This window comes from Streptomyces sp. NPDC085944 (assembly GCF_040686295.1).
GTDB classification, from domain to species: Bacteria; Actinomycetota; Actinomycetes; order Streptomycetales; family Streptomycetaceae; genus Streptomyces; species Streptomyces salinarius.
Genome location: NZ_JBFBJX010000005.1, coordinates 237,501 through 263,775 on the forward strand (window position 1 = coordinate 237,501; position 26,275 = coordinate 263,775).

32 protein-coding genes are annotated in these 26,275 nt (G+C 71.3%); 10 read left to right on the forward strand and 22 right to left on the reverse strand.

All coding sequences use genetic code 11. From position 1 onward, the window contains the following. Nucleotides 1-14: 14 nt before the first annotated feature. The 14 genes from AB0P07_RS12005 to AB0P07_RS12070 all read right to left on the reverse strand — a co-directional run bounded on the left by AB0P07_RS12005 (nt 15) and on the right by AB0P07_RS12070 (nt 6,171). Entirely contained in the window at nt 15-320 is a 306-nt protein-coding gene (locus AB0P07_RS12005; RefSeq protein ID WP_365548748.1) for a hypothetical protein, read from the reverse strand. Beyond that, complete coding sequence (locus AB0P07_RS12010) at nt 317-1,027, reverse strand: hypothetical protein (protein ID WP_365548750.1); 711 nt, start codon at nt 1,025-1,027, stop codon at nt 317-319. Before AB0P07_RS12010 ends, AB0P07_RS12005 begins: the two co-directional genes overlap by 4 nt. Before the next feature lie 83 nt (nt 1,028-1,110). Further along, complete coding sequence (locus AB0P07_RS12015) at nt 1,111-1,626, reverse strand: hypothetical protein (RefSeq protein ID WP_365548753.1); 516 nt, start codon at nt 1,624-1,626, stop codon at nt 1,111-1,113. Further along, nucleotides 1,623-1,874, reverse strand: a complete 252-nt coding sequence (locus AB0P07_RS12020; protein ID WP_361670120.1) for a hypothetical protein — start codon at nt 1,872-1,874, stop codon at nt 1,623-1,625. Before AB0P07_RS12020 ends, AB0P07_RS12015 begins: the two co-directional genes overlap by 4 nt. After that, the gene (locus AB0P07_RS12025) at nt 1,871-2,374 is read right to left on the reverse strand and encodes a hypothetical protein (protein ID WP_365548756.1); all 504 of its coding nucleotides are present in this window, start codon (nt 2,372-2,374) and stop codon (nt 1,871-1,873) included. The genes AB0P07_RS12020 and AB0P07_RS12025 overlap by 4 nt, the downstream gene beginning before the upstream one ends. Beyond that, the gene (locus tag AB0P07_RS12030; protein WP_365548759.1) at nt 2,371-2,922 is read right to left on the reverse strand and encodes a hypothetical protein; all 552 of its coding nucleotides are present in this window, start codon (nt 2,920-2,922) and stop codon (nt 2,371-2,373) included. Before AB0P07_RS12030 ends, AB0P07_RS12025 begins: the two co-directional genes overlap by 4 nt. Beyond that, complete coding sequence (locus AB0P07_RS12035) at nt 2,919-3,206, reverse strand: hypothetical protein (protein WP_365548762.1); 288 nt, start codon at nt 3,204-3,206, stop codon at nt 2,919-2,921. The genes AB0P07_RS12030 and AB0P07_RS12035 overlap by 4 nt, the downstream gene beginning before the upstream one ends. Beyond that, entirely contained in the window at nt 3,206-3,550 is a 345-nt protein-coding gene (locus AB0P07_RS12040) for a hypothetical protein (RefSeq protein ID WP_365548765.1), read from the reverse strand. The genes AB0P07_RS12035 and AB0P07_RS12040 overlap by 1 nt, the downstream gene beginning before the upstream one ends. Then, nucleotides 3,550-4,158, reverse strand: coding sequence for a hypothetical protein (locus tag AB0P07_RS12045; RefSeq protein ID WP_365548768.1), 609 nt, complete (start codon nt 4,156-4,158; stop codon nt 3,550-3,552). The genes AB0P07_RS12040 and AB0P07_RS12045 overlap by 1 nt, the downstream gene beginning before the upstream one ends. After that, nucleotides 4,149-4,430 carry a hypothetical protein gene (locus AB0P07_RS12050; protein WP_365548771.1) on the reverse strand — a complete coding sequence of 94 codons (282 nt, stop codon included), beginning with the start codon at nt 4,428-4,430 and terminating at the stop codon, nt 4,149-4,151. The genes AB0P07_RS12045 and AB0P07_RS12050 overlap by 10 nt, the downstream gene beginning before the upstream one ends. Beyond that, entirely contained in the window at nt 4,427-5,011 is a 585-nt protein-coding gene (locus AB0P07_RS12055) for a hypothetical protein (protein WP_365548774.1), read from the reverse strand. Before AB0P07_RS12055 ends, AB0P07_RS12050 begins: the two co-directional genes overlap by 4 nt. Beyond that, a complete protein-coding gene (locus tag AB0P07_RS12060) occupies nt 5,008-5,517 on the reverse strand; it encodes a hypothetical protein (protein WP_365548776.1) in 510 nt (169 codons plus the stop codon). Before AB0P07_RS12060 ends, AB0P07_RS12055 begins: the two co-directional genes overlap by 4 nt. 93 nt (nt 5,518-5,610) lie before the next feature. Further along, the gene (locus AB0P07_RS12065) at nt 5,611-5,913 is read right to left on the reverse strand and encodes a DNA-binding protein (RefSeq protein ID WP_361670088.1); all 303 of its coding nucleotides are present in this window, start codon (nt 5,911-5,913) and stop codon (nt 5,611-5,613) included. A 3-nt stretch (nt 5,914-5,916) separates the two neighbouring features. Then, the gene (locus AB0P07_RS12070) at nt 5,917-6,171 is read right to left on the reverse strand and encodes a helix-turn-helix transcriptional regulator (RefSeq protein WP_361670085.1); all 255 of its coding nucleotides are present in this window, start codon (nt 6,169-6,171) and stop codon (nt 5,917-5,919) included. Between the two features lie 175 nt (nt 6,172-6,346). Here AB0P07_RS12070 and AB0P07_RS12075 point away from each other — a divergent pair, with 175 nt between their 5' ends. The 5 genes from AB0P07_RS12075 (at nt 6,347) to AB0P07_RS12095 (ending at nt 12,539) form a co-directional block, all read left to right on the forward strand. Further along, nucleotides 6,347-6,775 (forward strand): helix-turn-helix transcriptional regulator, encoded by a 429-nt coding sequence (locus AB0P07_RS12075; RefSeq protein ID WP_365548779.1) that lies wholly within the window; start codon nt 6,347-6,349, stop codon nt 6,773-6,775. A 428-nt stretch (nt 6,776-7,203) separates the two neighbouring features. Then, nucleotides 7,204-8,454 carry an integrase gene (locus AB0P07_RS12080; RefSeq protein ID WP_365548781.1) on the forward strand — a complete coding sequence of 417 codons (1,251 nt, stop codon included), beginning with the start codon at nt 7,204-7,206 and terminating at the stop codon, nt 8,452-8,454. Nucleotides 8,455-8,597: 143 nt separating this feature from the next. Continuing rightward, complete coding sequence (locus AB0P07_RS12085; RefSeq protein ID WP_102929845.1) at nt 8,598-9,200, forward strand: TetR/AcrR family transcriptional regulator; 603 nt, start codon at nt 8,598-8,600, stop codon at nt 9,198-9,200. Nucleotides 9,201-9,508: 308 nt separating this feature from the next. Further along, nucleotides 9,509-11,113, forward strand: coding sequence for a citramalate synthase (gene cimA / locus AB0P07_RS12090; RefSeq protein ID WP_365548784.1), 1,605 nt, complete (start codon nt 9,509-9,511; stop codon nt 11,111-11,113). A gap of 64 nt (nt 11,114-11,177) precedes the next feature. Further along, nucleotides 11,178-12,539 (forward strand): hypothetical protein, encoded by a 1,362-nt coding sequence (locus AB0P07_RS12095; RefSeq protein ID WP_365548787.1) that lies wholly within the window; start codon nt 11,178-11,180, stop codon nt 12,537-12,539. Between the two features lie 15 nt (nt 12,540-12,554). Here the strand turns inward: AB0P07_RS12095 and AB0P07_RS12100 are convergent, their stop codons facing one another. Continuing rightward, entirely contained in the window at nt 12,555-13,505 is a 951-nt protein-coding gene (locus tag AB0P07_RS12100; protein WP_365548789.1) for a DMT family transporter, read from the reverse strand. 82 nt (nt 13,506-13,587) lie between these two features. On the opposite strand from AB0P07_RS12100, the gene AB0P07_RS12105 reads away from it, so the two are divergent. Next, nucleotides 13,588-14,208 (forward strand): helix-turn-helix domain-containing protein, encoded by a 621-nt coding sequence (locus AB0P07_RS12105; RefSeq protein WP_365548792.1) that lies wholly within the window; start codon nt 13,588-13,590, stop codon nt 14,206-14,208. A gap of 4 nt (nt 14,209-14,212) precedes the next feature. Further along, the gene (locus AB0P07_RS12110) at nt 14,213-14,788 is read left to right on the forward strand and encodes a cysteine hydrolase family protein (protein ID WP_365548794.1); all 576 of its coding nucleotides are present in this window, start codon (nt 14,213-14,215) and stop codon (nt 14,786-14,788) included. On the opposite strand, the gene AB0P07_RS12115 is transcribed toward AB0P07_RS12110, so the two are convergent. Continuing rightward, a complete protein-coding gene (locus AB0P07_RS12115) occupies nt 14,775-15,332 on the reverse strand; it encodes a YceI family protein (protein ID WP_365548797.1) in 558 nt (185 codons plus the stop codon). The genes AB0P07_RS12110 and AB0P07_RS12115 overlap by 14 nt on opposite strands. Before the next feature lie 143 nt (nt 15,333-15,475). On the opposite strand from AB0P07_RS12115, the gene AB0P07_RS12120 reads away from it, so the two are divergent. The 3 genes from AB0P07_RS12120 (at nt 15,476) to AB0P07_RS12130 (ending at nt 19,777) form a co-directional block, all read left to right on the forward strand. Next, nucleotides 15,476-17,824, forward strand: coding sequence for a polysaccharide lyase 8 family protein (locus AB0P07_RS12120; protein WP_365549271.1), 2,349 nt, complete (start codon nt 15,476-15,478; stop codon nt 17,822-17,824). 154 nt (nt 17,825-17,978) lie between these two features. Beyond that, on the forward strand, nt 17,979-19,562 hold the full coding sequence (locus AB0P07_RS12125; protein WP_365548799.1) for an acyl-CoA carboxylase subunit beta: 1,584 nt from the start codon (nt 17,979-17,981) through the stop codon (nt 19,560-19,562). A gap of 17 nt (nt 19,563-19,579) precedes the next feature. Continuing rightward, entirely contained in the window at nt 19,580-19,777 is a 198-nt protein-coding gene (locus tag AB0P07_RS12130; protein WP_356862550.1) for an acyl-CoA carboxylase epsilon subunit, read from the forward strand. Between the two features lie 251 nt (nt 19,778-20,028). On the opposite strand, the gene AB0P07_RS12135 is transcribed toward AB0P07_RS12130, so the two are convergent. The 6 genes from AB0P07_RS12135 to AB0P07_RS12160 all read right to left on the reverse strand — a co-directional run bounded on the left by AB0P07_RS12135 (nt 20,029) and on the right by AB0P07_RS12160 (nt 26,272). Next, nucleotides 20,029-20,610 (reverse strand): ATP/GTP-binding protein, encoded by a 582-nt coding sequence (locus tag AB0P07_RS12135; RefSeq protein WP_030216560.1) that lies wholly within the window; start codon nt 20,608-20,610, stop codon nt 20,029-20,031. After that, a complete protein-coding gene (locus tag AB0P07_RS12140) occupies nt 20,591-21,163 on the reverse strand; it encodes a DUF742 domain-containing protein (RefSeq protein WP_365548802.1) in 573 nt (190 codons plus the stop codon). Before AB0P07_RS12140 ends, AB0P07_RS12135 begins: the two co-directional genes overlap by 20 nt. Before the next feature lie 94 nt (nt 21,164-21,257). After that, nucleotides 21,258-21,671, reverse strand: a complete 414-nt coding sequence (locus AB0P07_RS12145; RefSeq protein WP_004983065.1) for a roadblock/LC7 domain-containing protein — start codon at nt 21,669-21,671, stop codon at nt 21,258-21,260. A gap of 10 nt (nt 21,672-21,681) precedes the next feature. Next, on the reverse strand, nt 21,682-24,915 hold the full coding sequence (locus tag AB0P07_RS12150; protein ID WP_365548805.1) for a nitrate- and nitrite sensing domain-containing protein: 3,234 nt from the start codon (nt 24,913-24,915) through the stop codon (nt 21,682-21,684). A gap of 402 nt (nt 24,916-25,317) precedes the next feature. Beyond that, a complete protein-coding gene (locus AB0P07_RS12155) occupies nt 25,318-25,893 on the reverse strand; it encodes an ATP/GTP-binding protein (protein WP_055469383.1) in 576 nt (191 codons plus the stop codon). Further along, complete coding sequence (locus AB0P07_RS12160) at nt 25,874-26,272, reverse strand: DUF742 domain-containing protein (protein ID WP_007387727.1); 399 nt, start codon at nt 26,270-26,272, stop codon at nt 25,874-25,876. Before AB0P07_RS12160 ends, AB0P07_RS12155 begins: the two co-directional genes overlap by 20 nt. Nucleotides 26,273-26,275: the final 3 nt, after the last annotated feature.

Here is a 26,275-nt window from a genome sequence, read left to right on the forward strand (position 1 = left end):
CCTTCAGTGGTGGGTCAGCGGTTGATGCAGGAGGGGTAGGCGGAGCCGCGGCGGCAGTTGTCGTAGACGTCGGCCGGGACCTCGAACTCGTGCTCGTCACCGGCCTTGTCGCGGGTGGTGAGCTCGTACTCCCAGTGGCAGTCGCGGCTGGACTTCTTCTTCGCGCCGGTGCCGGTCGTGACGGTGCGGCACTCCTGCTCCCGCTCCTTGGCGACGACCCGCCCGGCCGGACCCTGCTCCTGGTCGGCCGAACAGGAGACGGTCAGCAGCAGCGCCGTGGCGCAGAGGGCCGCGCCGAACGCGGCGAGGGGGCGCCTCACTTGAATTCCACCGGCCCCTCGTCCATACCGATGCGGCCGTTGGAGTAGAGGGCGGGGCGGGCCTCGGAGCCTGCCCGGGAGTACAGCTCCACCTGGGAGATGAGGGCGCTGCCGTGGGTGAAGTCGACGAGGGCGATCGCCACCCAGTACGCGTACCGGTTGTCGTCGTACAGCGGGACGGTGACGGTCTGGTCGCGGCCGTCGGTGACGATGGCGCGGGCCCCGTACTCCTTGAAGGAGCCGACGCCGTTGCCGACGGCGCTGTAGGCGCAGATGAGGGCGTAGCCCTGTTGGTCGGGGCGGGCGATGGTCGCGGTCTCGCGGCCGGGGGTGAGGCTGTCGCCGTGGTGGCGGATGTACGGGGGCTGGTCGAGGCTGCCGAGGTTGCGGTAGTAGATCGCGCCGCCCTGGGTGGGCATGCTGCGCTTGCCTCCGGCGACGACATCGGCGGCGGGGACGTGGAGGACGTACAGCTCGAGGTCGGCGCCGCGGGCGCGACGGTTGTCGGAGCCGCCGTCCCAGTCGAGGTGGGCGGTGATCTGCGCGGTGGGGTCGCCCTTGGTCAGGCTGATGCTGGCCGAGCCGCCCTTGGTCAGGTTGGTGCCGGCCGCGATGGGCTGGCCGAGGGGGACGTGCGCCAGCGGCGCGGGTGCGACGGCGGGTGCGGGCGGCGGGGTGGGGGCCGGCTTCCTGCGGAACAGGGACACGCGTATCTCCAGTCGTGGGTTGCGGGTTGGGTGCCGGGCGGGCGCGGCGTGGTCAGCGCCCGCCCGGCGGATCGTGGGGTGGGTCAGTCGTCGGCGTGGGCTTTGCGGGTGCGGAGCCGGGTGAGGACCAGCGCCGGGATGCAGACCTGGCCGACGACGCGGTCGGAGCGGGGGCCGCCGCGGGCCTTGCGCCTGGTGAACCAGCCGCGTTGGGCGAGGACCCGCAGCTGGACCTTGACCTGGCCGTTGGTGAGGCCCGTGGCGTAGGACAGCTGCGCCACGGTCGGCTCGTAGGTGAGGACGCCGGTCTTGTGGTCGGCGTAGCCGAGGAGGGTGAGGGCGAGGAGGCGGCCGTGCGGCTGCAGGCGGCTGCTGCGCATGGCCTGCTGGTACAGCTGGCGCATGACCTCGCTCGGCCTCAGCGTGCCCGGCGCGATGGACTCCGCCGCCGTGGCCGGCTCCCGCTCCGGTTCCGGCGCCGGTTGCGGCTCCGGTTCCGGCGCGGGGGTGGGAGCGGGGGCGGGCTTCGCCGCGGCGGCGGGGCGGGGGAAGAGGTCGCCGGGGGTCGGGAAGCTGCGGGGCTGGGCCGGTGCGGTCATCGGGTCTCGTCCTGCCTGTGCTCGGTGCTGGTGGGGGCAGCAGCCTCGGGGTCGGTGCCGTGTGGGGGTTGGCGGTGGGCGGGCCAGCCCGGCCCCGGCGGGGGCTCAGGCCGACCGGCCATGGCGTTCGGGGTGTGCAGGGCGCACCGCCAGCCGCAGGGGTAGAGGCGGGCGTCGGGGTCGTGCTCGTCGGCCCGGACCCCGCACACCCCCGCGACGCCAGGGATCCGCGGCTGGTCGTCGGTCATTCGCGGGCGTCCCACTCGGCGCAGGCCGCCTCGAGCTGGTCGGCCTTCTGCCAGGAGCCGCCGATGAGCCCGCCGGTCCAGCCCTGCCACTGGCCGGAGTTGAAGAAGTTGCCCGGCTTGATCTCGCTGCTGATGACCTTGCGGGCGGCCTCGACGACGGCGGCCGGGGCGGCGTAGCCGTAGACCGGGAGGTCGGTGGGGTACTCGGTGGAGCCGTCGTCCTTGAGCGCGGCGAACTGCCAGACGGGGCCCCGGTCCGGCTCGCCGTGCTCGGCCTCGCGGCCGGTGTGCCACTCCCAGATCAGCAGCAGCCCGGGCTGCTCGTCCTGCAGGCCCACGCTCATCATGTCCAGCTCGATGACCGCGCTGAGGTAGCAGTACGTGCCGCGGCTCTCGCTGTCGTCGGTGCGGCCGTCCTTCACCTCGAGGCCGGCCTTGTCGAGCGCCTCGCTGACGGCGGTGATGTAGTCGTCGTGGGGCAGGGTGCGCGGGGTGGTCATGACGCTCCGTTCGAGGCAGAGAGGGCATGGACTTCGGTGCAGGTGTGGCGCTCCCACTTCGCGGCGAGCACGTCGACCGGGGTGCTGGGCCGGACGGTGCCGAGGCGGCGGCCGCACTGGCACGAGCCGTGGAACTCGCAGTCGCCGTACTCGACGACCAGGGCGTGACCGCCCGCCAACGTCTCCCGGGACGCAAGGTCCGGCGGGTTGGTGCGGGGCTCGCGGTGCGCGCGAGCCAGCAGCTCGGCGGCGGCCGCCGTGTTGTAGCCGGCCGACTCAAGGACCGCGAGGATCTCCTCGCGAGCAGTGGCGCCGCCCGCCGGCCGCTGGGCGCGGCCTCGGGTGTCCTTCTGCTCGCGCGCCTCGCGCTCCTCGAGCTTGGTGTTGATGGCCTCGGCGAGCTGCGGCACGGTCGCCGTCCACTCCGTCGCGGTGCCGCCCGGTTCGAGGCCCTGGACCAGGCGCTCGCGCAGCTCGTGCGCGACGACCGGGCGGGTCAGGCGCGGGCGGCGGAGCACCGCGGCGATCGTGTCCGTACGGGAGGTCACGCGGCCTCACCGCCCGGGCGGTCGATGCCGCGGACGTCGGCGAGGGCGCGGCCGATGGCGGCGCAGCGGCCGGGGCAGTACCAGCGGGCGGGCTCCCCGGTACCGGCCACCTCGACGCGGATCATGGCCGGGGCCGGGCGGGGCTGATCGGCGGTGGTGCCGCAGCCGTCGACCGTGCACGGCTCGACCGCCGCGGTGTTCGCGGCCGGTCGCGACTGGCCGACGAGACCCCCGTTGAACTCGAAGCGCGGAGAGCTCTTGCGCGGCTTGCGGGTCTTCGGCATCAGCGGTCACCGTCCTCGGCGACCGCGGTCTGCTCGGTGGCCACCTTGTCCGGGTCCAGCTGCCACTCGCCGTTGCGGTGGACAGCGAAGCGCGTGAGGTGGTGCCAGTGGTGGTGGTGCTGCTGGTGGTGGTACATCGCCGGCGGGGTGTGGCGGAGCCAGCGGCGGATGATCTCCCATCCGATCTTCGTGACCAGCTCGCCTGCCATCTCGTCACCGAACGGCGCCGGGTTGAACTGAGCGGCGTGCCACAGCATCGCGAGGCGGTCGTCCGACACACGGGGCAGGCTGGCGAGGTCGACGTCGATGGTGATCGTCACCCGGGTGGTGGGCAGGTTCGGCATCAGACGTTCACCACCACGGGGCGCTGGGGGTGGTGGGCGGTGATGTCGATGAACTCGGCGCAGGCCTTGACGGAGCCGAGCGCGTCGGAGGCGTGGCGCCAGCGGATGGCGGAGATCTGGTGGGCGCCGTCGTCGGTCGGCTCGCACCCGGCGATCCACACCGGGGTGCCGAGGGTGTCGCGGTAGCCGGTGATGATCCCGTACAGGGTGGCGCGGGTGATGGCCGCGCCCTGCAGGGTGACGAGGTACTCGTACGGCTCCCGGCCGGGGGCGGCGGGGCGGCCGGGCCACAGCCACACGCCGCCGTGCTGGGTCGGGGCCTGGCCCCACCCGGTCTCGCCGATGGTGAGGCGGTTACCGACGGGGCCCTCGGCGCCGATGGTGTGGACGGTGCCGCAGTCCCGGCACGCCAGCCGCAGCTGCATCCGGCGGAACGTGTCGCCGTGGCCGCAGTCGGGGTGCTCGCAGGCGTGGTGGTCGGGGCCGGTGGACTGGGGGCGGATGCCCTCGGTGTGCCGCATCTGCGCCTCGTCCCAGACGGGGTTGGGGCAGTCGGCGGCGTGGGAGAGGGAGTCCCATCCGAAGTAGGTCTCGGTGATCAGTTCCATGTGGGCCTCTTGGTGAGGGAGACAGACGCGGCGGTGAGGAGGCGGACCTCGTCCAGGGCGGGCGGTCCGGCGTGCCGGGCGGTGGACGGCGGGAACGAGGGGCGGGGCGGCGCGGCCGGGCGGGGGGTGGGCTCGGCCGACGGGCGGGCCGCGGGGCCCGGGTCGGTGCGGTCGGCGGCGACCTTGACGAGGACCGCGAGCACCGCCCAGGCGCTGGCCGTCATCCCGCCGACGCGCAGCCACTCGACGGCGAAGGCGGTGCTGCCGCTCATACCGGGGCCTCGTCGGTCTCGGCGAGCAGGCCCATGAGCCGGGCCGCGGGCTCGTCGACCATGAGGGTCGGCACGCCGTCGCCGCACAGCGCGACGGCGACGTCGCCGACCACGCCCATGGCGAAGGCCGCGTCGTCCTGGCGGGTGATCGCGTCGGGGTGGACGTTGAGCTTGTCGATCCACCACCGCCAGGCGTGCAGGGACTGCGGCCGTACGGTCAGGCCCAGATACGTGGCGCAGGGGACGTCGGTCGCGATGACGTCGGGCTGCTGCCCGCGGAGCTCGGCAGCGAGTAACGCAGCCGGAGACTCCAGGTCGACCTCGGTACCGATGCGGGCGGTGCACCCGGCATAGGTGGTGGTGTGCACGCCGGCCTGTGCGTCGAGGTCGGTGCGGACGACGCCGTAGGCGACGGGCACCGTCTCCGCGTGCGCCTCCATCTCCTCGGCGACGATCGCCTTGACGGCGGGGGCGAGCTCGACGGCCAGGCGCTCGAGGTGCTCGCCGTTCAGCGGCAGGTCCAGCATCTGGGTGGCGAGCTCGAGGCGGAAGCGCAGCCGGTGCTGCACGTCCCGGCTCACGCGCGGGTCTCCGACGCGGCGGTCGTCATCGCGGCGAGCGGCACGGGGGTGATGGCCGGGGCGACGACGGCGGCGGGGTCGGCGGACACGGTGGGGATGGGCTGCGTCGCCGTGGTCTCCGGGCTCTCGGCCGCGTTGGTGTCCTCGGCCGGGGGCAGGAGGGTGTCGGCGTCGGCCGCGTTCGTCAGCGCCCAGGCGGACAGCGGGACGCCGTCGACGACGGTGCGCAGGCCGATCCAGTACGCGATGAGGGCGCCCTTGCCGTTGTGCTTGGCCTCGCGGACGGGCTCGGTGTCGACAAGGGTGGCGGTCTCGAGGACGCCGCGGCCGGCGTCGAGGCCGACGCCGAAGTGGAGGCGGGCCTCGTAGCTGTCGAGAGCGAAGCTGCGGTGGGCCTCGGCGGCGTTCGGGAGGGTCGGCACCTGGTCGACGAGCCGGTCGACGAGCGTGCGGGCCCGGAGGTAGGAGGCGCGGGCGGCGTCCTGCTGGGTAGTCTTCGTGGTCACGGTGACCTCGGCTTTCTGTGTTGTGCTGAGGCGCCGGTCGTGGGGTCGCCGGGCCTGCAAGCGGGCGGCCCCTTCGGCGTTCTCGGGGGAAGGTCAGGAGTTGGCGAGTGCCGGCGTGCGTACGGCCGCCGGCCGGCGGCGCTGCCGCGGGAGGGAGCGGCCCTTGCGCGGGTCGCCGGCGCGGAGCGCCTCGTAGATCGAGCGGCGGTCGTCGCGGTTGGTGATGATGCGGCGGCCGCTGAAGCTGTGCAGGTGCCGGTGCTCCCGGAGGAAGCGGCGGAGCCAGGAGACGCTGCACTTCAGGACGTACGCGGTCTCCTGGACGGTCATGTACTCCTGGTCCGGGTCCTGCGGGGGGATCGGGATTCCGTACTGCTCGTAGGCCCTGGTGGCCATCGGTCATGTCCTTTCGGGTGGGTCCTCTGTGGGGCGAGGAGGCGTGCGCCGAAGGCGTGAGTCGGGCGCTTGGAGGGCCTCGCGGAGACGGCGGTACGCCCTGGGGCCCATGTGTCTGCGGGTGTGGTTCTCCAGGTGGCTGACGTAGCGAGGGCTGATTCCCGCCTGTCTCGCCAACTCCGTCTGGGTGAGCCCCGCTTGCATGCGCTCCTCGCGGATCGCGTCCCCGTCGACCTCGAAGGTCAGGGGTTGGTGCATGCGGACAAGCTAGCCGTAGTTAGCCTCAGATGTCTAGCTCTAGTTAGCCGTGGCTCGCGCAGCATCGCTCGCCGCGCTCGCGCCAGTTAGCCGCAGTTAGCTTGACCTGCATGAGAACCGGCCGTTTACCTAGTTGGAACTGGCTGGACCTGGTTGGAACTGCGAAGATGTCGACATGGCTACTCGCGATCTCAGACGCCTTGGCGCACGCGTCAAGGCGCACCGCCTCGAGCTGCATCCCTCGCGCCTTGCTGCAGCTCGCGCGGCAGGGATCTCGAAGGACACCTGGCAGCGAGTTGAGGACGGCGAAGTCGTCCGCGACTCCACCTATCCCAAGATCGATAAAGCCCTGGGGTGGGTCGTCGGTAGCTGCGTCGCCATCGCCGACGGAGGGGCGCCCGCCCTTGCCAGTGAGGTGGCCGGCGCTCCGGCCGCCTCGCTGTCGGGGCCGGCCGTTGCGCTCAGCGCCGAGCAGGTGAGGCGTGCGGCGTTCGAGGCGGCCAGGGCCAAGCTGCCCAGCGCCTCCATTGGCGACCTCGACGAGTTCAGTGACGAGCTTGTGGAGATCTTGCGGAGGAGCGGGACTGTGGCGGACGGCACCTGAACTGCGACGCTTCCGCGTACAACCTTTCCGCGTTAACCGAATCGTTACTTCCGTTAGCCGGTGAAGCGTCAACAAACTGTGGCCGACAGCGTGTTCGACATGTAACTCTGAGCACCCACCCGGGGAGGTCCCAAGCGACACATAAGGGGGACCGGTGAGTAATGCCATCTATCTGGACCTTGGACCGCGCATCGATGGATACGCGACCGAGGTCGCCGGAGAGAGGGTGTGTGTCCTGTCCTCCAGGCTCGGCGCCGACCGCGAGAGCGGCGAGCGCGTGAGGCGCTACATGCAGGCACAGGGCCGCGACTGCGTAGCCTGCGCCGGCTGCCCGATCGGGAAGCCGGCGTAGACAGCACGGTCGCGAAGGAGGCGGTCGGCGGCAGGGGTACCCGCCATCGCTTCCAACTCACCACCGTGGGGGACTCATGCCGTACACCGAGCAGCGCGGGAACAGCATCCGCGTGCGCTGGGACACCGGCCGCATCAACCCGGAGACGGGCCAGAAGATCTTCGACGGCAAGTCGAGCACCGAGTGGACCGAGGCCGAGGCCTACACGTACGGCCTTGACCGGGAGTCGGACGCACGCAACGGCAGGCTCGTCGCGCGGTCGGACGGGCGCCTCCTCCTGAGGGAGTGGGCCGACCTCTGGATCCAGACGCAGGACCTGGACCCGACCTCCATCTACGACTACCGCAAAAGGCTGCGGGCGCAGATCCTCCCGGAGTGGGGGGACACCGCGGTCAACGAGATCACGACGCTCGCGTACCAGGCCTGGATGCTGCGGCTCAAGCGGAAGTACTCGGCGAACTACGTGAGGGACATCCGCATCCTCTTCGGGATGCTGATGGACGACGCCGTCGCCCACCGGCCGCCGCTCATCCACGCCTCCCCAGTGCCGAAGGAGAACCGCCGGCGGGGACGCTACGTGCGGCCGGTCCGGGAGAAGAAGGTGCAGGTGCCGACCGGCGATCTTCACCAGCTCGCCGAGAACGCCCGGGAGGTGTGGGGGTTCACCGGCTACGTCTTCCAGATGACCAAGGCCTACACGGGCATGCGGCTCGGAGAGATGTTCGGCCTGCGCCGCGAGTTCTTCGGCGGCAACTGGCCGGCGTCCGAGGAGGACGAGGAGCTGCGCGAGTCCGCGACCGAGCGGTACTGCGGCAAGACGCCGATGCCCGTGATGCGGGTGGCCTGGCAGTACAAGTACGTGAAGGACCCGGACAGGCCGGAGGAGAAGGGGACGCCCACGCTGGCCCTCCCGAAGTACGGCAGCGTCCGGACCCTGGTGATCCCGCCCTTCCTCGCCGAGCTGCACGAGGAACTGCTGGCCTCGCACGACAGCGAGTGGGCGTTCCCCGCCATGGACGGCGGCAACCTGCTGACCACCGACTTCCACACGTACTACTGGAAGCCGGTGCGTGACGGGCACGACGAACGCACCGGCCGCTACGCCCGGGCGAAGCTGCCCGCGGTGGCCTCGTTCGAACGCAAGCGCATCCACCTGGTCCGGCACGCCCACGGTCCGCACCTCGAGGAAGACGGGGTGCCGGACATCGCCATCGAGGAGCGGCTGGGCCACGTCATCCAGGGGGTGCGTGGCGTGTACCGGGACGTGACACCGAAGATGGAACGGCAGATCATTGCGGTGCTGCAGAAGCGCTTCGAGCAGGGCTGACTGAGGCTATCTCCCATTCGTCTCCCACGTGGTGTGGGAGACTGCGGGAGTTCCCAGGTCAGGCGGCTGGTGGGCCGGGAGCTTGGGGCATCCACTGCATCACGCAGCAGCAGCCGAAGATCTAGAAAGACCCGGGAGTGGACATGGCCGGTGGTGGGCGCAGGCAGGCCCCGCCGCGCGAGGACGTCCTCGCCGCCGCCATGGAGATGATCGCCGAGCGCGGCCTGGAGAAGCTCACCATGGCCGCCCTCGGCCGCGAGGTCGGCATGAGCAGCGGCCACCTCCTGTACTACTTCGGCTCCAAGGACGAACTGCTGCTGCGCACCCTGGAGTGGAGCGAGGGCCGCCTCGGTGCCGAGCGCGGCCGCCTGCTCACCCGGCCCGGCACCGCCCGGGAACGCCTCGACGCCTACGTCGACCTGTACGTCCCCGACGGCCACCGCGACCCGCACTGGACGCTGTGGCTGGAGGTGTGGAACCGCTCGCAGAACGCCCCCGACGAGGCCCGCGACCGGCAGGCCGCCATCGAGGGCGCCTGGCACCGCGACCTGGTCGCGCTGCTCGCCGAGGGCATCTCGCGCGGCGAGTTCCGCGCCGTCGACCCGGACCGGTTCGCCTCCCGGCTGCGAGCCCTCCTGGACGGCTTCGCCATCCACGTGGCGATCGGCCTGCGGGGCACGGACCGGGAGCAGGTGCTCGGCCACGTACGCGAGTTCCTCGCCGACGGACTCCTGGCACCGTCCTGATCCGGACGCCCGGCGTTCGCATTCTGAGACGCGCGGTGGACCGGGGGCGGAATGTGCCAGACTTCCCCCGTGCTCTCGTTCGCCATGATTATTGGCAGCAGGCGCGCCGGTCCGCAGTGACCACCACGTACGACCAGGTACGGGTGGACACCGTCGTCCTCGACCCGCGCGCAGACCTCTCGCACCCGCGAGAGGTTTTTCGCTTTCCTGGCCCACCCCGAGCCGGGAAGGGAGCGCGAGGGATCATAGAGGAACGGTGGAACCGGTCATTCCGGTAGACCGAGATCCCATACAGGAGCCTTCAGATCATGACCGCAACCAGCGAACTCGACGATTCGTTCCACGTCTTCGACACCACCCTGCGCGACGGCGCGCAGCGCGAGGGCATCAACCTCACGGTCGCGGACAAGCTGGCCATCGCACGGCACCTGGACGACTTCGGTGTGGGCTTCATCGAGGGCGGCTGGCCCGGCGCCAACCCGCGGGACACCGAGTTCTTCGCCCGGGCCCGCCAGGAGATCGACTTCAAGCACGCCCAGCTGGTGGCCTTCGGCTCCACCCGTCGCGCGGGCGCCACCGCCGCCGAGGACCACCAGGTCAAGGCGCTGCTGGAGTCCGGCGCCGAGGTGATCACCCTGGTCGCCAAGTCCCACGACCGGCACGTCGAACTGGCGCTGCGCACCACACTCGACGAGAACCTCGCCATGGTCGCGGACACGGTCTCCCACCTCAAGGCGCAGGGCCGCCGGGTCTTCGTCGACTGCGAGCACTTCTTCGACGGCTACCGCGCCAACCCCGAGTACGCCAAGGCGGTCGTACGCGCCGCCTCGGAGGCCGGCGCTGACGTCGTCATCCTGTGCGACACCAACGGCGGCATGCTCCCGGCGCAGATCCAGGCCGTGGTCGCCACGGTGCTGGCCGACACCGGCGCCCGGCTCGGCATCCATGCCCAGGACGACACCGGCTGCGCCGTCGCCAACACCCTCGCCGCGGTCGACGCCGGTGCCACCCACGTCCAGTGCACGGCCAACGGCTACGGCGAGCGGGTCGGCAACGCCAACCTGTTCCCCGTCGTGGCCGCGCTGGAGCTGAAGTACGGCAAGCAGGTGCTGCCCGAGGGCCGGCTGCGCGAGATGACCCGCATCTCCCACGCCGTCGCCGAGGTCGTCAACCTCACCCCCTCCACCCACCAGCCCTACGTGGGCGTCTCCGCCTTCGCCCACAAGGCCGGCCTGCACGCCTCCGCGATCAAGGTCGACCCGGACCTCTACCAGCACATCGACCCCGAGCTGGTCGGCAACACCATGCGGATGCTCGTCTCCGACATGGCCGGCCGCGCCTCCATCGAGCTCAAGGGCAAGGAGCTCGGCATCGACCTCGGCGGCGACCGCGAGCTGGTCGGCCGGGTCGTCGAGCGGGTCAAGGAGCGCGAGCTGGCCGGCTACACCTACGAGGCCGCCGACGCCAGCTTCGAACTGCTGCTGCGCGCCGAGGCCGAGGGCAGGCCGCTGAAGTACTTCGAGGTCGAGTCCTGGCGCGCGATCACCGAGGACCGCCCCGACGGCAGCCACGCCAACGAGGCCACCGTCAAGCTCTGGGCCAAGGGCGAGCGCATCGTCGCCACCGCCGAGGGCAACGGCCCGGTCAACGCCCTGGACCGCTCCCTGCGCGTCGCCCTGGAGAAGATCTATCCCGAGCTGGCCAAGCTCGACCTGGTCGACTACAAGGTCCGCATCCTGGAGGGCGTGCACGGCACCCAGTCCACCACCAGGGTCCTGATCTCCACGTCGGACGGCACGGGGGAGTGGGCCACGGTGGGCGTCGCGGAGAACGTTATCGCCGCCTCCTGGCAGGCCCTGGAGGACGCCTACACGTACGGGCTGCTGAGGGCGGGGGTCGCGCCCGCCGAGTGAGCGGAGCGTTCGACATCGAACGCGTCTTATGTCTGATTGAGGCGCATTCGGGTATGCCGATCGTATGAGTGGCGTTCGTATGCATCTCCTCATACGCCTCCTGGTCGCGCCGGTCGTCGCCGCACTGGCCCTGCTGTTGGCCGGCGCGTCCGGTGCGCCCGGCGCGCAGGCGCAGACCGACGTCTCCGAGATCGGCGCCGCCCTGCGCGAGAGCCCCGTGTACGTGGACCCGGCCGCCTCCGACCTGCTGTCCGAGTCGGACGCGGACGCCCTCGCCAACAAGATCGAGGACGCGGGCGAACCCGTCTTCGTCGCGGTCCTCCCGGCCGACTACCCGACCGCGAACCTCTTCCGGAACCTCCGCACCGAGACCGGCATCACCGGTCTGTACGGCATCCGTCTCGGCGACCGCTTCGACGCGCGCGCCGACAGCAGCGTGCTGAGCCGCCAGGGCGTGCGCAATCTGGTCACCGCGGTCCAGGGCGCGGGCGACCCCAAGGCCCAGCTGAACGACTTCGTCGACGACGCGGTGCGCAGCGTGCGCGGCTCCGCCCCCTCCTCCTGGGACTCCGGCGGTACGTCCGCGCCCACGGGCGCCCTCATCACCGCGGGCGCGGTGGTGGTCATCGGCGGCGCGGGCGTCTACGCGCTGTCCCGGCGCAACCGCCGGCGCCGCGAGGCCGAGCAGCGGGAGTCGCTGGAACGGCTGCGGGTGGTGGTCGACGAGGACATCACGGCGTTCGGCGAGGAGCTGGACCGGCTGGACTTCCACCCGGCGGAACCGGGCGCCGACGACGCGATGCGGGCGGACTACGAACGCGCCCTCGACGCCTACGAACAGGCGAAGGCGTACATGGCGGACGCCCGCAAACCGGAGGACGTGCGGGCCGTCACCCAGGCGGTGGAGGACGGCCGCTTCTCGCTCGCACAGCTCGCCGCCCGCCGCGAGGGCAGGCCGCTGCCCGAACGCCGTCCGCCCTGCTTCTTCGACCCGCGCCACGGCCCGTCGGTCGCCGACGCCACCTGGACCCCGCCGGGCGGCGCCGCCCGCCAGGTCCCGGTCTGCGCGGCCGACCAGGCGCGGCTGACCGACGGACGGGACCCGATGATCCGCGAGGTGGACACCGAGTACGGCCGCCGCCCCTACTGGGACGCGGGCCCGGCCTACGGCCCCTGGGCGGGCGGCTACTTCGGCGCCGGCATCCTGCCCGGCCTGCTCGTCGGCACCATGCTGGGCGGCATGATGGCCGGTCCGGCCTACGGAGCCGGCTACGGCACCGGGTACGGCGACTTCGGCGGCTACGAGGGCGGTGACGTCTCGGGCGGCGACTTCGACCCCGGTGACTTCGGGGGCGGTTTCGGCGGCGGCGACTTCGGCGGCGGCGGCTTCGGCGGGGGAGGCGGGGACTTCGGCGGCGGCTTCTGAGGCGCCCGGTGGGCGTCAGCGCCTGTCCGCCGGCGGCCTCGCGACCGTCGGACGGTCCGTGCGGGACCGCGCGAGCCGCGAAGGCCGCCGCGTACGGTCCGCGCCGTTCCCGCGCCGGACGACGACCACGGCGGCGAGGCCGACCGCCAGGCCGAGGGCGGTCTGCACCCCGAAGGGCTCGCCGAACATGAGGGCACCCCACACGGCCGTGACCGGGGCCATGAGGAACATGAGGGTGTTGACCTCGGTGATGCCGGACCGGCGCAGGATCAGCCAGTAGAGGCCGTAGCCGCCGAAGGTGGGCAGCACCACGAGCCAGCCGGTCGCCAGCCAGAACGAGGAGTCGGCGGGCGGGACCGCGGTCCCGAGCGAGGCCGCCAGGACCGCGAAGAGGACGGCGCTGGTCGTGCAGTGGATCGTCATCGACACCCGGGGCGGCACCGGCGCGCACGAGCGGCGCTCCAGGAAGGTGGCCGCCACCAGCGACAGCATGCCGAGGAAGGGTACGAAGTACGCCCACCACGGCACGTCCGCCCCCGCAGCCCCGGCGTCGGCCAGGGTGACCGTGGCGACGCCGGCCAGGCCCAGCCAGAGGCCGAGCCACTGCCGGCGCGAGACGTACTGCCGCAGCAGAGGCCCCGCGAGCGCGCCGGCCACGAGCGGCTGGACGCCGTCGATCAGGGCGGTGGTGCCGCTGGAGACGCCGAGCTGGACGGCGTAGAACACGCCGAGCATGTAGCCGCTCTGGGAGAGGGCGCCGACGGCGATCTGGCGGCCGGTGTCGCGGAGCGTCAGGCCGCGCCACGCCGGGCGGGAGAAGGCCGCGGCGGCCAGCAGGAGTACGGCGAGCGGCAGGAAGCGCCACATCAGGAGCGTGCTCGCGTCGGCGGTTCCCGCGCCGAGCTTGGCGCCGATGAAGCCGGAGCTCCAGCACAGGACGAAGGCGACCGAGAGCAGGGCGTTCACGTGGACCACATCCAGAGTCCGTAGTAGACAGATCGGTTTACTCGTCTTGGGTGCCCACTATACAGACCGGTATACTTGCGGCATGGGTCCAGAAGACAAACCGCACCGCGTCCGGATGACGCCCGGCGCCCGGCGTGTGCTGGAGGCCGCCGAGCGGCTGTTCTACGAGCACGGCATCCACGCCGTGGGTGTCGACCTCGTCGCGGCCGAGGCGGGGGTGACGAAGAAGACGCTGTACGACCGGTTCGGCTCCAAGGAGCAGATCGTCGTGGAGTACCTGGCCGGACGCGACGAGCGCTGGCGCGAACTGCTCGCCGGCCGGCTGGAGGCGGTCGCGGAGCAGGGGCCGGCCGCCCGGATCCTGGAGGTGTTCCAGGCCTCGCGCACGTGGGCCGGGGAGTACGGGCGGAAGGGATGCAGCATGATCAACGCGCACGCCGAGATCAGCGACCCGGCCCACCCGGCGTACCCGGTCATCACGGGGCAGAAGCGGTGGATGCTCGGCCTGTTCACCGGTCTGGCCGGGGAGGTCGACGCGGCCGGCGCGGAGCGCCTCGGGCGCTCGCTGATGCTGCTGCACGAGGGTGCCCTGGTCTCGTACGGAGTGGGGGTCCTGCCCGACCCGTTCGGCCAGGCCCTCGGTCAGGCGTGGGAGTTGCTGGAGAACGCGGCGGCGCCCGGGCGGGGCGCACCCCTGAAGTGAGGGCATGCCGCCGACTGCCGCGCTACTCGTCATCGACATGCAGAACACCACGGTCGCCATGGCGCACCGGGCCGCCGAGACGGTCGCCGCGATCGCGGGGCTGAGCGAGCGGGCCCGCGCGGCCGGAGTGCCGGTGGTGACCGTGCGGCAGCGGGACGAGGGCATGGTGCCCGGCACCGAGGGCCGGCAGGTCGTGCCCGAGCTGGCCCCGCGGGAGGGTGAACCGGTCGTCGACAAGACGACCCCGGACAGCTTCCTCGGCACCGGCCTCGACGAGACCCTGCGGGCGCTGGGCGTCACCGAGGTGATCGTCACCGGGTTCGCCACGGAGGTCTGCGTGGACACCACGGCGCGGCAGGCGCTGAGCCGGGGCTACGACCTGGTCGTCGTCGCCGACGGGCACACCACGTCGGTGCGGACCGAGGAGGACGTCGACCTCGTCCCGGCGGGCCGCTCGATCGCGCAGAGCAACGCCGTCTACCGCATGATCGGCTGGCCCGGCCGCCGTATCCGGGTCCGGGCCGCCGCCGACGTGGACTTCGCCGCCCCCGAGGGGGCGCCGGGCGTCAGGCCTGCCTGATCGCCGAGACGTCGAAGTTCAGCTTGATCTTGTCGGAGACCAGTACGCCACCCGTCTCCAGGGCCGCGTTCCAGGTGAGCCCCCACTCCGAGCGCTTGATCTCCGCCTTGCCCTCGAAGCCGACGCGCTCGTTGCCGAACGGGTCCTTGGCGGCGCCGTTGAACTCCAGGTCGATGGTGAGCGGCTTGGTCGTGCCGAGGATCGACAGGTCGCCGGTGATGCGGTAGTCGTCGCCGCCCAGGGACTCCGCCTTGGTGGAGCGGAAGGTCATCGTCGGGTACTCGTCCGTGTTGAAGAAGTCGGAGCTCTTCAGGTGGCCGTCCCGGTCGGGGGAGCCCGTGTCGATGCTGTCCATGGTGATGTCGAGCGACGCCGTGGACCGGGACGGGTCGGTGCCGTCCAGGTGCAGCGTGCCGGTGAAGTCGAGGAACTTGCCCTTGACGTTGGTGACCATGGCGTGCCGCGCCGTGAAGCCGATCGTCGTGTGGGCGGGGTCGACGGTGTAGTCGCCGGTGAGCGTGGAGAGGTCGGGGGTGGTGGTCATGGTGTCCTCCAGGCTTGAAGTTGAATGTTCAACCAGTTCAACGAAGTCGACTCTAGACCTATTCCACGCCGCCTTCAACCGCTTCGCAGGACGTGTCGCGGCGCCGTTCCCCTCCCGTCCCCGGCGTGATAGACGGCATGAGCATGACCCCACAGCGCCCCACCGCACCCACCCGCCGCGCGATCCTGCTCACGGCGGCCGCGACCGCCGCCCTCGCGGCCGTCCCCCGCCCCGTGGCAGCGGCGGCCGACCCCTACGACACCCTCCGCCGGCGCTGGCTCGAGATCGTCCTCGGCGCCGGCTACGACCCGGCCGCCGAGCCGTACGCCTCCCGCCTCGCCGAGACCGGCGAGCGCGCCCGCGAGTACCGCGCCACCATGGCCCCCGCCCCCACCTCCCTGTGGCCCGGCCACCCCTTCGACCCGCCCGCCGGCATCACCTTCGCCTACGGCCGCCTGTGGACGATGACCGAGGCGTACGTCCAGGAGGGCACCGGCTCCACCGGCGATCCCGCCCTCCTCGCCGACATCCTGCGCGGCCTCGACCACCTGTCGGCCACCGTCTACAACCCGGCCACCACCCGCTACGGCAACTGGTGGGAGTGGCAGATCGGCAGCCCCCGCCTCCTGATGGACATCACGGCCGCCCTGTACGACCACCTCGGCACCGACCGCGTGGCCGCCGCCTGTGCCGCCGTCGACCACTTCGTCCCCGACGCGATGCTCGGCGACTACTCCGGCACCTCCACCGGGGCCAACCGCGTCGACCTGTGCCGCTCCGTCGCCCTGCGCGGCGTCCTGGGCCGGGCCCCCGCCAAGCTCGCCCTGGCCCGCGACGCCCTCTCGCCCGTCTTCCCGTACGTCACGAAGGGCGACGGGCTCTACGCCGACGGCTCGTTCGTCCAGCACACCTGGGTCGCCTACTCGGGGACGTACGGCCAGGTCATGCTGGACGGCCTCGGCCGGCTGTTCACCCTGCTGGCCGGCTCGGAGTGGGAGGTGACCGATCCGGGCAAGCAGATCGTCCTCGACGGCGTCGAGCGCGCCTACGCACCGCTGATCCACGACGGCCTCGTCATGGACATCGTCAACGGGCGGGCCATCAGCCGGGGTTACCTCAAGAGCGACGACCTGCACGTCATGCGCAGCGACCACTTCCACGGCCAGCAGATCATCGCCGCCACGGCGGTCCTCGCGGGCGGGGCGAGCGACGCCGAGCGCGAGCGCTGGCACGCCCGGATCAAGGGCTGGATCGAACGGGACACCGTCACCCCTGTCCTGAGCGCGCCCCAGTTCCCGGTCGCCGACCTGGCCCGGCTGCACGCGATCGCCGACGCCCCCGGCACGGCCGCCCCCGAGCCCGTCGGGCACCACCTCTTCGCGGCCATGGACCGCGCAGTCCACCGCCGCCCCGCCTTCACCGCCGGCCTCGCCATGGCCAGTGACCGCATCGCCCACTACGAGTGCGGCAACGGCGAGAACCCGCGTGGCTGGCACACCGGCGCGGGCATGCTCACCTGGTGGGCGAACGGGAGCGGTGCGGACCGGCCCGCTCGGTCCGATCAGTACACGGACTGGTTCTGGCCCACCGTCGACTGGTACCGGCTGCCCGGCACCACCGTCTCCACCAAGTGCCTGCCCGACCGCGCGGGCGGCGAATGGGGCGAGCCCAAACCCGACGTGCGCTGGGTCGGCGGCACGACCGACGGCGAGTACGCGGCCGTCGGCCAGCATCTCAAGGGCCTCGGCTCCACCCTTCAGGCGCGCAAGTCCTGGTTCTTCCTCGACGACGCGGTGGTCTGCCTGGGCGCCGGCATCACGTGCGCGGACGGCGTCCCGGTCGAGACGGTCGTGGACAACCGCAACCTGGGCGAGGGCGGCACCCAGGCCCTCGTACGCGGCCGGCACTGGGCCCACCTGGAGGGCCACGGCGGCTGGATCGTGCCCGAGGGCGACCTGCGGACCCTGCGCGAGGACCGCACCGGCGCCTGGTCCGACATCAACACCACCAGCACGACCGAGCGCCGCACCCGGCGCTGGCAGACCCTCTGGCTCGACCACGGCACCGACCCGGCCGACGCCGACTACGTCTACACCGTCATGCCGGGCGCCTCCCGAGCGGCCCTCGCCCGCCGCGCCGCGGACCGCCACTGGCTCACGGTCCTCGCCAACGACGCCCGCCGCCAAGCGGTCACCGTCCCCTCCCTCGGCCTCACCGCCGCCAGCTTCTGGCAGGCCGGCACGGCGGGCCCGCTCACCGCGTCCGCCGGGGCGAGCGTGCTGGTCCGCCGCAGCGGCCGTACCGCTACTCTCTGCGTGAGCGAACCGCCGCGCACCGGACAGCCCCTGGAGATCGTCTGGGACCACCCGGTGGGAGCGGTGCTGCGGGCCGACGAGACGGTCGAGATCCTCGCGACGGGCCGCCGACTGCACCTCCGCGTCACTCCAGGGATGGCATGTACCACCCATGAATGTGAGGTGACTCTCAGCTGACAGGTTTGTGAGACCCCTACAAGCCAAGGGGCCTCTGAACAGTCGGAAAGGCTGCACGGGGTGGGGGTTCTGTTCAGTGCTACCAGGAAAACGGGCCGGAGACTGTACGGAGTCGACGGCTCGCAATCCTTGGTCGGCTTCGTAGAGTCGCTACATGACCGTTTTGGATGAGGCGCCGGGTGAGCCGACGGACGCGCGCGGGCGAGTGGCCGAGCTGCACGAGATTCGTGCGCAGGCGCTGGCCGGACCGAGCGAGAAGGCGACGGCGGCGCAGCACGCCAAGGGCAAGCTGACGGCGCGCGAGCGGATCGAGCTGCTCCTGGACCCGGACTCCTTCCGCGAGGTCGAGCAGCTGCGCCGGCACCGGGCGACCGGGTTCGGCCTGGAGGCCAAGAAGCCGTACACCGACGGTGTCATCACCGGTTGGGGCACGGTCGAGGGCCGCACGGTCTTCGTCTACGCCCACGACTTCCGGATCTTCGGCGGCGCGCTGGGCGAGGCACACGCCACGAAGATCCACAAGATCATGGACATGGCCATCGCGGCCGGTGCCCCGTTGGTCTCGCTCAACGACGGTGCCGGCGCCCGCATCCAGGAGGGCGTCAGCGCCCTCGCCGGTTACGGCGGCATCTTCCAGCGCAACACCAAGGCGTCCGGCGTGATCCCGCAGATCAGCGTGATGCTCGGCCCGTGCGCGGGCGGCGCGGCCTACAGCCCCGCCCTCACCGACTTCGTCTTCATGGTCCGCGACACCTCGCAGATGTTCATCACGGGCCCGGACGTGGTCAAGGCCGTCACCGGCGAGGAGATCACGCAGAACGGCCTGGGCGGCGCCGACGTGCACGCCGAGACGTCCGGCGTGTGCCACTTCGCCTACGACGACGAGGAGACCTGCCTCGCCGAGGTCCGCTACCTCCTCTCCCTGCTGCCGCAGAACAACCGGGAGAACCCGCCCCGCCACGAGTCCTCGGACCCCGTGGACCGGCGCTCGGACGTGCTCCTCGACATGGTCCCCGCGGACGGCAACCGCCCGTACGACATGGCCAAGGTGATCGAGGAGATCGTCGACGAGGGCGAGTACCTCGAGGTCCACGAGCGCTGGGCCCGCAACATCATCTGCGCCCTGGCCCGCCTCGACGGTCAGGTCGTCGGCATCGTCGCCAACCAGCCGCAGGCGCTGGCCGGTGTCCTGGACATCGAGGCGTCGGAGAAGGCCGCGCGCTTCGTCCAGATGTGCGACGCCTTCAACATCCCGATCGTCACCCTTCTGGACGTACCCGGCTTCCTGCCCGGCGTCGACCAGGAGCACGGCGGCATCATCCGTCACGGCGCCAAGCTCCTCTACGCGTACTGCAACGCGACCGTGCCCCGGATCTCGCTCATCCTGCGCAAGGCGTACGGAGGTGCTTACATCGTCATGGACAGCCAGTCCATCGGCGCCGACCTCACCTACGCCTGGCCGACCAACGAGATCGCCGTCATGGGCGCGGAGGGTGCCGCGGGCGTCATCTTCCGCCGGCAGATCGCCGACGCCGAGGACCCCGAGGCCATGCGGGCGCACATGGTCAAGGAGTACAAGTCCGAGCTGATGCACCCCTACTACGCGGCCGAACGCGGGCTGGTCGACGACGTCATCGACCCCGCGGAGACCCGTGAGGTGCTGATCAAGTCCCTGGCGATGCTCCACACCAAGCACGCCGACCTGCCCTCCCGCAAGCACGGCAACCCGCCGCAGTGACCCGAGGAGCCACTTCCATGTCCACTTCCGACATCCGCGTTGAGAAGGGCCACGCCGAACCCGAGGAAGTCGCCGCCATCACGGCCCTCCTCCTGGCCCGCGCCGCCGCCCGCCCCGCCGAGATCGCCCCGACCCACGGCGGCGGCCGCGCCCGCGCGGGCTGGCGCCGCCTGGAACGCGAGCCGGGCTTCAGGGCGCCGCACAGCTGGCGCTGACCTCAGCACCATCAGAGGCCCCTCTCCTGCTTGGAGAGGGGCCTCTGGTTGTGACAGGGGGCTGGGCAGCTCACCCAGGGGCGCGGGGAACTGCGCGACCAGCCACGTACTACGCGCACCCGGCAACGAACCGCCCCCGGCAGCCCGGTGGCCGCAGGGGACATGTCGCAGCCCGGCGCAGCGGGGTGCCGCCTGCGCCCACCCGTGCCGCCCCAGCGGCACGACTGCCCGCAGGCTAGCGGCGTGCTGACTTAACGCAACCGGGCCATCAGCGCGTGCTCCACGAGCGTGATCAGGGCCGACTTCGCGTCGGCCCGATGCCGCGCGTCCGTCGTGATGATCGGCGTGTCCGGGCCGATCTGCAGGGCCTCGCGGACCTCGTCCGGCTGGTACGGCTGCTGCCCGTCGAAGCCGTTGAGCGCGATCACGAACGGCAGGCCGCTGTTCTCGAAGTAGTCGACGGCCGGGAAGCAGTCGGCCAGACGCCTCGTGTCGACCAGGACGATCGCCCCGATGGCACCGCGCACCAGGTCGTCCCACATGAACCAGAACCGGTCCTGGCCCGGCGTACCGAAGAGGTACAGGATCAGGTCCTGGTCGAGCGTGATGCGTCCGAAGTCCATGGCGACCGTCGTGGTCGTCTTGTCCCCCGTGTGGGTGAGGTCGTCGATGCCCGCCGAAGCGGATGTCATCACGGCCTCGGTGCGCAGCGGATTGATCTCCGAGACAGCGCCGACGAACGTGGTCTTGCCCACGCCGAAGCCGCCCGCCACCACGATCTTCGCGGAAGTGGTGGAGCGGGAAGGACCGCCGCTAGAGCTTGCGAAGTCCACTGAGCACCCTTTCGAGCAGTGTCACGTCTGGCTGGCCGCCGGCGCTCTCGTCGCCGCCGGGCTGATGGATGGCGACCAGTCCTGCCTCCGCCAAGTCGGCGACGAGGATCCTGGCCACGCCGAGAGGGATCGTCAGGAGGGCCGAGACCTCGGCCACCGACTTGATCTCCCGGCAGAGGTTGCAGATCCGCTGATGCTCGGGCAGCTGGCCCTGCATCTGGTGCGGCTGCGCGGTGGTGTGCACCAGCGCCTCGATGGCGAGCTGGTACCGGGGCCTGGTGCGGCCGCCCGTCATGGCGTACGGGCGCACCAGGGGATTGTTCGACGCCCCGGTGGGCGCCGGCTCAGGGGTGCGGCGCTGCGGCTGCACGGGCTGGATGCGCGGAGACTGCGGCTGGTCGTACGGCGAAGGGCCGGGGCCCTGCGGCGCGTACGGCTGCCGGTGGTTCGGCACGGAGGGGTAGCCGTACCCGTTCGCCGAGCCGTCGCCCTGGCCCTGACCGGGGCCGTACGACCAGTTGCCCGATGACGGACCGCCTGGGGGTGTTCCCACTTTTTCCTCCTCCGACTGTGCCTGGCATCCATCGCTGTGGAGCCGCGTCCCGAAACTTTACGGCCACGGGACGCCAAAACGCACCGTCTGTCCTTTAGTTGAGAAGGCTCCCTTGGAGCTCAGCCCGCAGATCGGGGGTCAGAACCGTGCCCGCACGGTCCACCAGAAGGGCCATCTCGTACCCAATGAGACCGATGTCCGCCTCGGGGTGTGCGAGAACCGCGAGGGACGAGCCGTCGGAGATGGACATGATGAAGAGGAATCCGCGCTCCATCTCCACAACCGTCTGGTTCACGCTGCCGCCCTCGAAGATGCGCGAGGCACCCGCGGTCAGCGAGGTCAGGCCGGAGGCGACGGCCGCGAGCTGATCGGCTCGGTCGCGGGGGAACCCTTCGGACATCGCCAGAAGGAGTCCGTCGGCGGAGACCACCACCGTGTGGGACACCCCCGGGGTGTTGTCCACGAAGTTGGTGATCAACCAGTTCAGGTTCTGCGCCGCCTGGCTCATCGGGCTCACACTAACGCTCCTGGTTGTAGGTGCTGTCAGGACCACGGTGTTCATTCCTTGTGTCCTGGCCGTTCGTTTCACTGCCTGCGTTGCGGCCCCGTTCGACGCCGCGCCGCAGGTTGCTCAGCCTGCCCCGGACGTCCTCCGGAGCGCGGGAGACCTGGGGGCCTCCCTGAGGAGTGGTCTCGGCCGCGCCCTCGACCAGGTTGGCCTTGGGCACCCGTCGCGGCAGTCCCGAGGAGGTCACCCCGCCCGCCTTGGGCCTGCGCAGCGCCGAAGCCTGCTGCCAGCGGTCGTCGTTGGCCGACCGCCAGGTGTCCTCGCCGCCCGCCCCCGGTGCGGCGGCCGGCGTCTCCTGGCCCACGTGCCCCGCATCGCCTGCGCCGCTCGCGGTGGATCCGCGGCGGGGAAGACCGGCGTCAGTCAGCTCGTGGGCGGCGGAGGGGGCCGGCCCCGGACGGTCGAAGCCTACGCGGTCCGCCTCGTTCACGTCAGCGGCCTGGGCGGATTGCGCCTGCGGGGCACCCGCGGAGTACTGGTCCGGATATCCGTTCCGGTATCCGTCCTGCTGCGGCCAGTCGTCCTGGTGGCGCCGCTGCTCGAAGGGGGAGTAGTTCCCGTTCTCCGGCAGGCCGCCGTTCGGCGCGTAGTACTGCTCGTCGTACGACGCCTGCTGCGGTTCCTGGTACGCCTGCTGCTGGTCGGCGTACGCCGCCTGCTGGTCGTACGCGCCGTTCGGCGACTCCTGGTAGGTGCCGTTGGGCGACTCCCGGTACGCGCCGTTCGGCTGCTGCTGGTAGCCGTCTGGACCCTGGGCGTAGCCCTGCTGCTGTCCGGTGAACTGGTCCTGGAAGCCAGTGGCTTCGGTGTTCCCGCCCTCACCGCGGTCCGCCGGACCGGGCAGCTCGGGCTGCGACTGGGCCTCCAGGGCCGCGCGGCGCTCCTCGCGCATCAGCGAACGGCCGACCGGGTCGAGTTCGCGGATGTCGTCGGGGATCTCGGCGTACCGGCTGTCGTCGAAGCCCAGCTCCGCGGCGGTCCGCATGGGCTGGCCGACCTGCGCGAAGCTCTCCCCCCGGAAGTTCTGCTCCGGGATGATCTGCGAGACCGTGAACTCGTCGCGCTGCTGCTGCTGCTCGCCACCGCCACCGTGGGTGATGGCGTCCGGGAGCATGACCAGCGAGGTGGTGCCCGCCTGCTCGCCGGAGGGGCGCAGCTGGACGCGGATGCCGTGCCGGTCGGACAGCCGGCCGACCACGAACAGGCCCATGCGCTGCGAGATCGCGGCGTCCACGGTCGGCGGGTTGGCCAGCTTGTGGTTGATGTCCGCGAAGTCCTCGGCGGTCAGGCCGATGCCCTTGTCGTGGATCTCGACCATCACGCGGCCGTCGGGCAGCCGGGTCGCGGTGACGCGGACCTTGGTCTGCGGCGAGGAGAACGTGGTGGCGTTCTCCAGCAGCTCGGCGAGCAGGTGCACGAGGTCGGTCACGGCGCGGCCGTGGATCTCGGCCTCCGGCACGCCGGACAGCTCGATGCGCTCGTACTGCTCCACCTCGGAGGACGCGGCGCGCAGCACGTCCACCAGCGGCACCGGCTGGTCCCAGCGGCGGCCGGGTTCCTCGCCGGCGAGGACCAGGAGGTTCTCGCCGTTGCGGCGCATACGGGTGGCCAGGTGGTCCAGCCGGAAGAGGTTCTCCAGCTGGTCGGGGTCGGCCTCGTTGTTCTCCAGGTCGGTGATCAGGCTCAGCTGGCCCTCGATCAGCGACTGGTTGCGGCGCGACAGGTTGGTGAAGATCGCGTTGATGTTGCCCCGCAGCAGGGCCTGCTCGGAGGCGAGCCGGACCGCCTCGCGGTGCACCTGGTCGAAGGCGCGGGCGACCTCGCCGATCTCGTCGGTCGAGGTGATCGGGATCGGCTGCACCTTGGTGTCGACCCGGCCCGGGTCGGTGCGGGAGAGCTGGTCGACCAGCATCGGCAGGCGCTGCTCGGCGATGCCGAAGGCGGCGTTGCGCAGCTGACGCATGGAGCGGCTCATGCCGCGGGCCACCATGCCGGCCAGGACGAACGCGGCGAGCAGCGCGATCACGACCGCGGCACCCGTGATGTAGGCGTCGCGCTCGGCGTCGTCGGCGATCGTGGACGCCTCGGACACCGCCCTGTCCGCGAGGTCCGACTCGATCTTCTGGTACGCGTCGAACTTGAGGGTGTTGACCGCCCACCAGTTTTCCGGCGTGATGCCCTGCCGGGCCAGCTCCGCACGCGCGCTGGTGTCCGTGGACTCGAGTCCGGCCAGCTCGGAGATCATCGTCGTCGGGTTGGACGGCGGCGGCACGTAGTCCGGGTCCTTGGCCTTGGCCTCCTTGGCCATGGCCGCGCCGTCCTCCTTGAGCTTCGCCTCGGCGTCCTCGAGCTTCTGCGCGTCCGCCTCGGTGCCGCCGCCGATGTACTCCTCGATCGCGATGCGCTCCAGGTAGGCGTACGAGGAGAGCGCGACGCGCTGGCTGGCGAGGTGGCCGGGCTCCGGACCCGGCTTGACCAGCATGTGCATACCGATGGAGCGCTCCAGGGAGAGCGCGGCCTTGGTCAGCGAGATCGCGTAGACGGTACGGCCGTAGGAGGTGATGTTGCCGGTGCCCAGACCGAGCTCGTTGGCGAACTCCATCAGGGGGTGGGCGACACCGGTGTAGCCCTCCTCGGTCTCCACGCCCTTGAGCTTGGAGGTGTACGCCGCCGCCCGCAGCGTCTGGAGCCTGGGCTCCTGCTCGCGGAAGACCTTCAGCCGGCGTACCAGGCCCGCCTTGCCGGGCATGTCCTGGGCCGCCCGGTCGAAGACGTCGGCCGCATCGTCGGTGGCCTGGCGGGCCTTGACGACGGTGGCGTCCTTCTCACCCTTGCCCTGCAGCAGTGGGGCCGCCGTGACGTCGCGCTCGTTGTAGAGGGCGGAGGCGTAGCCCAGGGAGGCGCGCACCAGACGCGCGGTGTTCTCGGCGTCCTCGGCGTCCTGCCAGGTGTCGATCGAGCTCTTCACCTGGAAGCCGCCCATGACGAGGCCGACCAGCACGGGTATGAGCAGGATCGCGTTCAGCCGGGTGGTCACCCGCCAGTTCCGCGGCGTGAAACGGCCACCATCGGGCGCGGGCTCGGGCTGGGGTTCCGCAGCGGGGGCGGGAGCGGGCGCCGCTGTGCGCGGCGGGGTGAAGTTGCCCCGGGCCGATGGCTCGGGACTGTTCTTGCTTCGCCTCACTCGACCAACAACCTCTCGGCGGTCGGCACCTGTGTCGTGCCGCTGTGTCTCAGAACCCAGTCCGTCATCGAGTACGCGCTACTGCTGAGTACGTCTTTGACCATTGGGCAGTTCCGGCATTCCAGCACGGCGACCAGCGCTCTTCCAAACAGTGGAACGCGGGGGTTACACGTGATGTAAGCCCCACGTAAAACGGTCATAAAGAGCGAGGCCCGTCAAAAGACGGGGTCTTCGTGCGCGCAGCGAGACCAGCTGACCGCGTCGCGTGTCGGTACCACCCGATTCCTCTGCCGAAACGTTATGAACAGCGGAGCCGACCGTGTCAAAGGACACAGTCGGCTCCGAACCGTCTACGACAAGTGCCGTAGAGCCCCGCCGACTTGGCTGCGACGGCCCGCGGACCTACCGCAGGCGGGCCATCAGCGCGTGCTCGACGAGCGTGATCAGTGCGGACTTCGCGTCGGCGCGGTGCCGCGCGTCCGTCGTGATGATCGGGGTGTCCGGGCCGATCTGCAGCGCCTCCCGCACCTCGTCCGGCGTGTACGGCTGCTGCCCGTCGAAGCCGTTGAGCGCGACGACGAACGGCAGGCCGCTGTTCTCGAAGTAGTCGACGGCCGGGAAGCAGTCGGCCAGTCGGCGGGTGTCGCACAGCACGACCGCACCGATGGCGCCGCGTACCAGGTCGTCCCACATGAACCAGAACCGGTCCTGGCCCGGTGTACCGAACAGGTACAGGATCAGGTCCTGGTCGAGCGTGATACGGCCGAAGTCCATGGCGACCGTCGTGGTCGTCTTGTCCCCGGCGTGCGTGAGGTCGTCGATCCCCGCGCTGGCCGAGGTCATCACGGCCTCGGTGCGCAGGGGGTTGATCTCGGAGACGGCGCCCACGAACGTGGTCTTGCCGACGCCGAAGCCGCCGGCCACCACGATCTTCGCGGAGGTGGTCGCCCGCCCTCCGTCAGAGCTTTCGAAGTCCACTGAGCACCCTTTCGAGCAGTGTCACGTCCGGCGCACCGCCGTTGTTCTCGTCGCCGCCGGGCTGGTGCACCGCGACCATCCCGGCCTCCGCGAGGTCCGCGACCAGGATTCGCGCCACACCCAGCGGCATCGCCAGCAGGGCCGACACCTCGGCCACCGATTTCACCTCGCGGCACAAGTGGCAGATCCGCTGGTGCTCGGGGAGCAATCCCATGAGCGCTGCCGGGTCGGCCGTCGTGCTGATCAGCGCCTCGATGGCGAGCTGATAGCGCGGCCTGGTCCGGCCACCGGTCATCGCGTAGGGACGTACCAGCGGCTGGTCGCCCTCGTCCTCGTACGGCTCCGCGTACGGATCATGAGAGGCGGTGGGCGGGGTCATGAA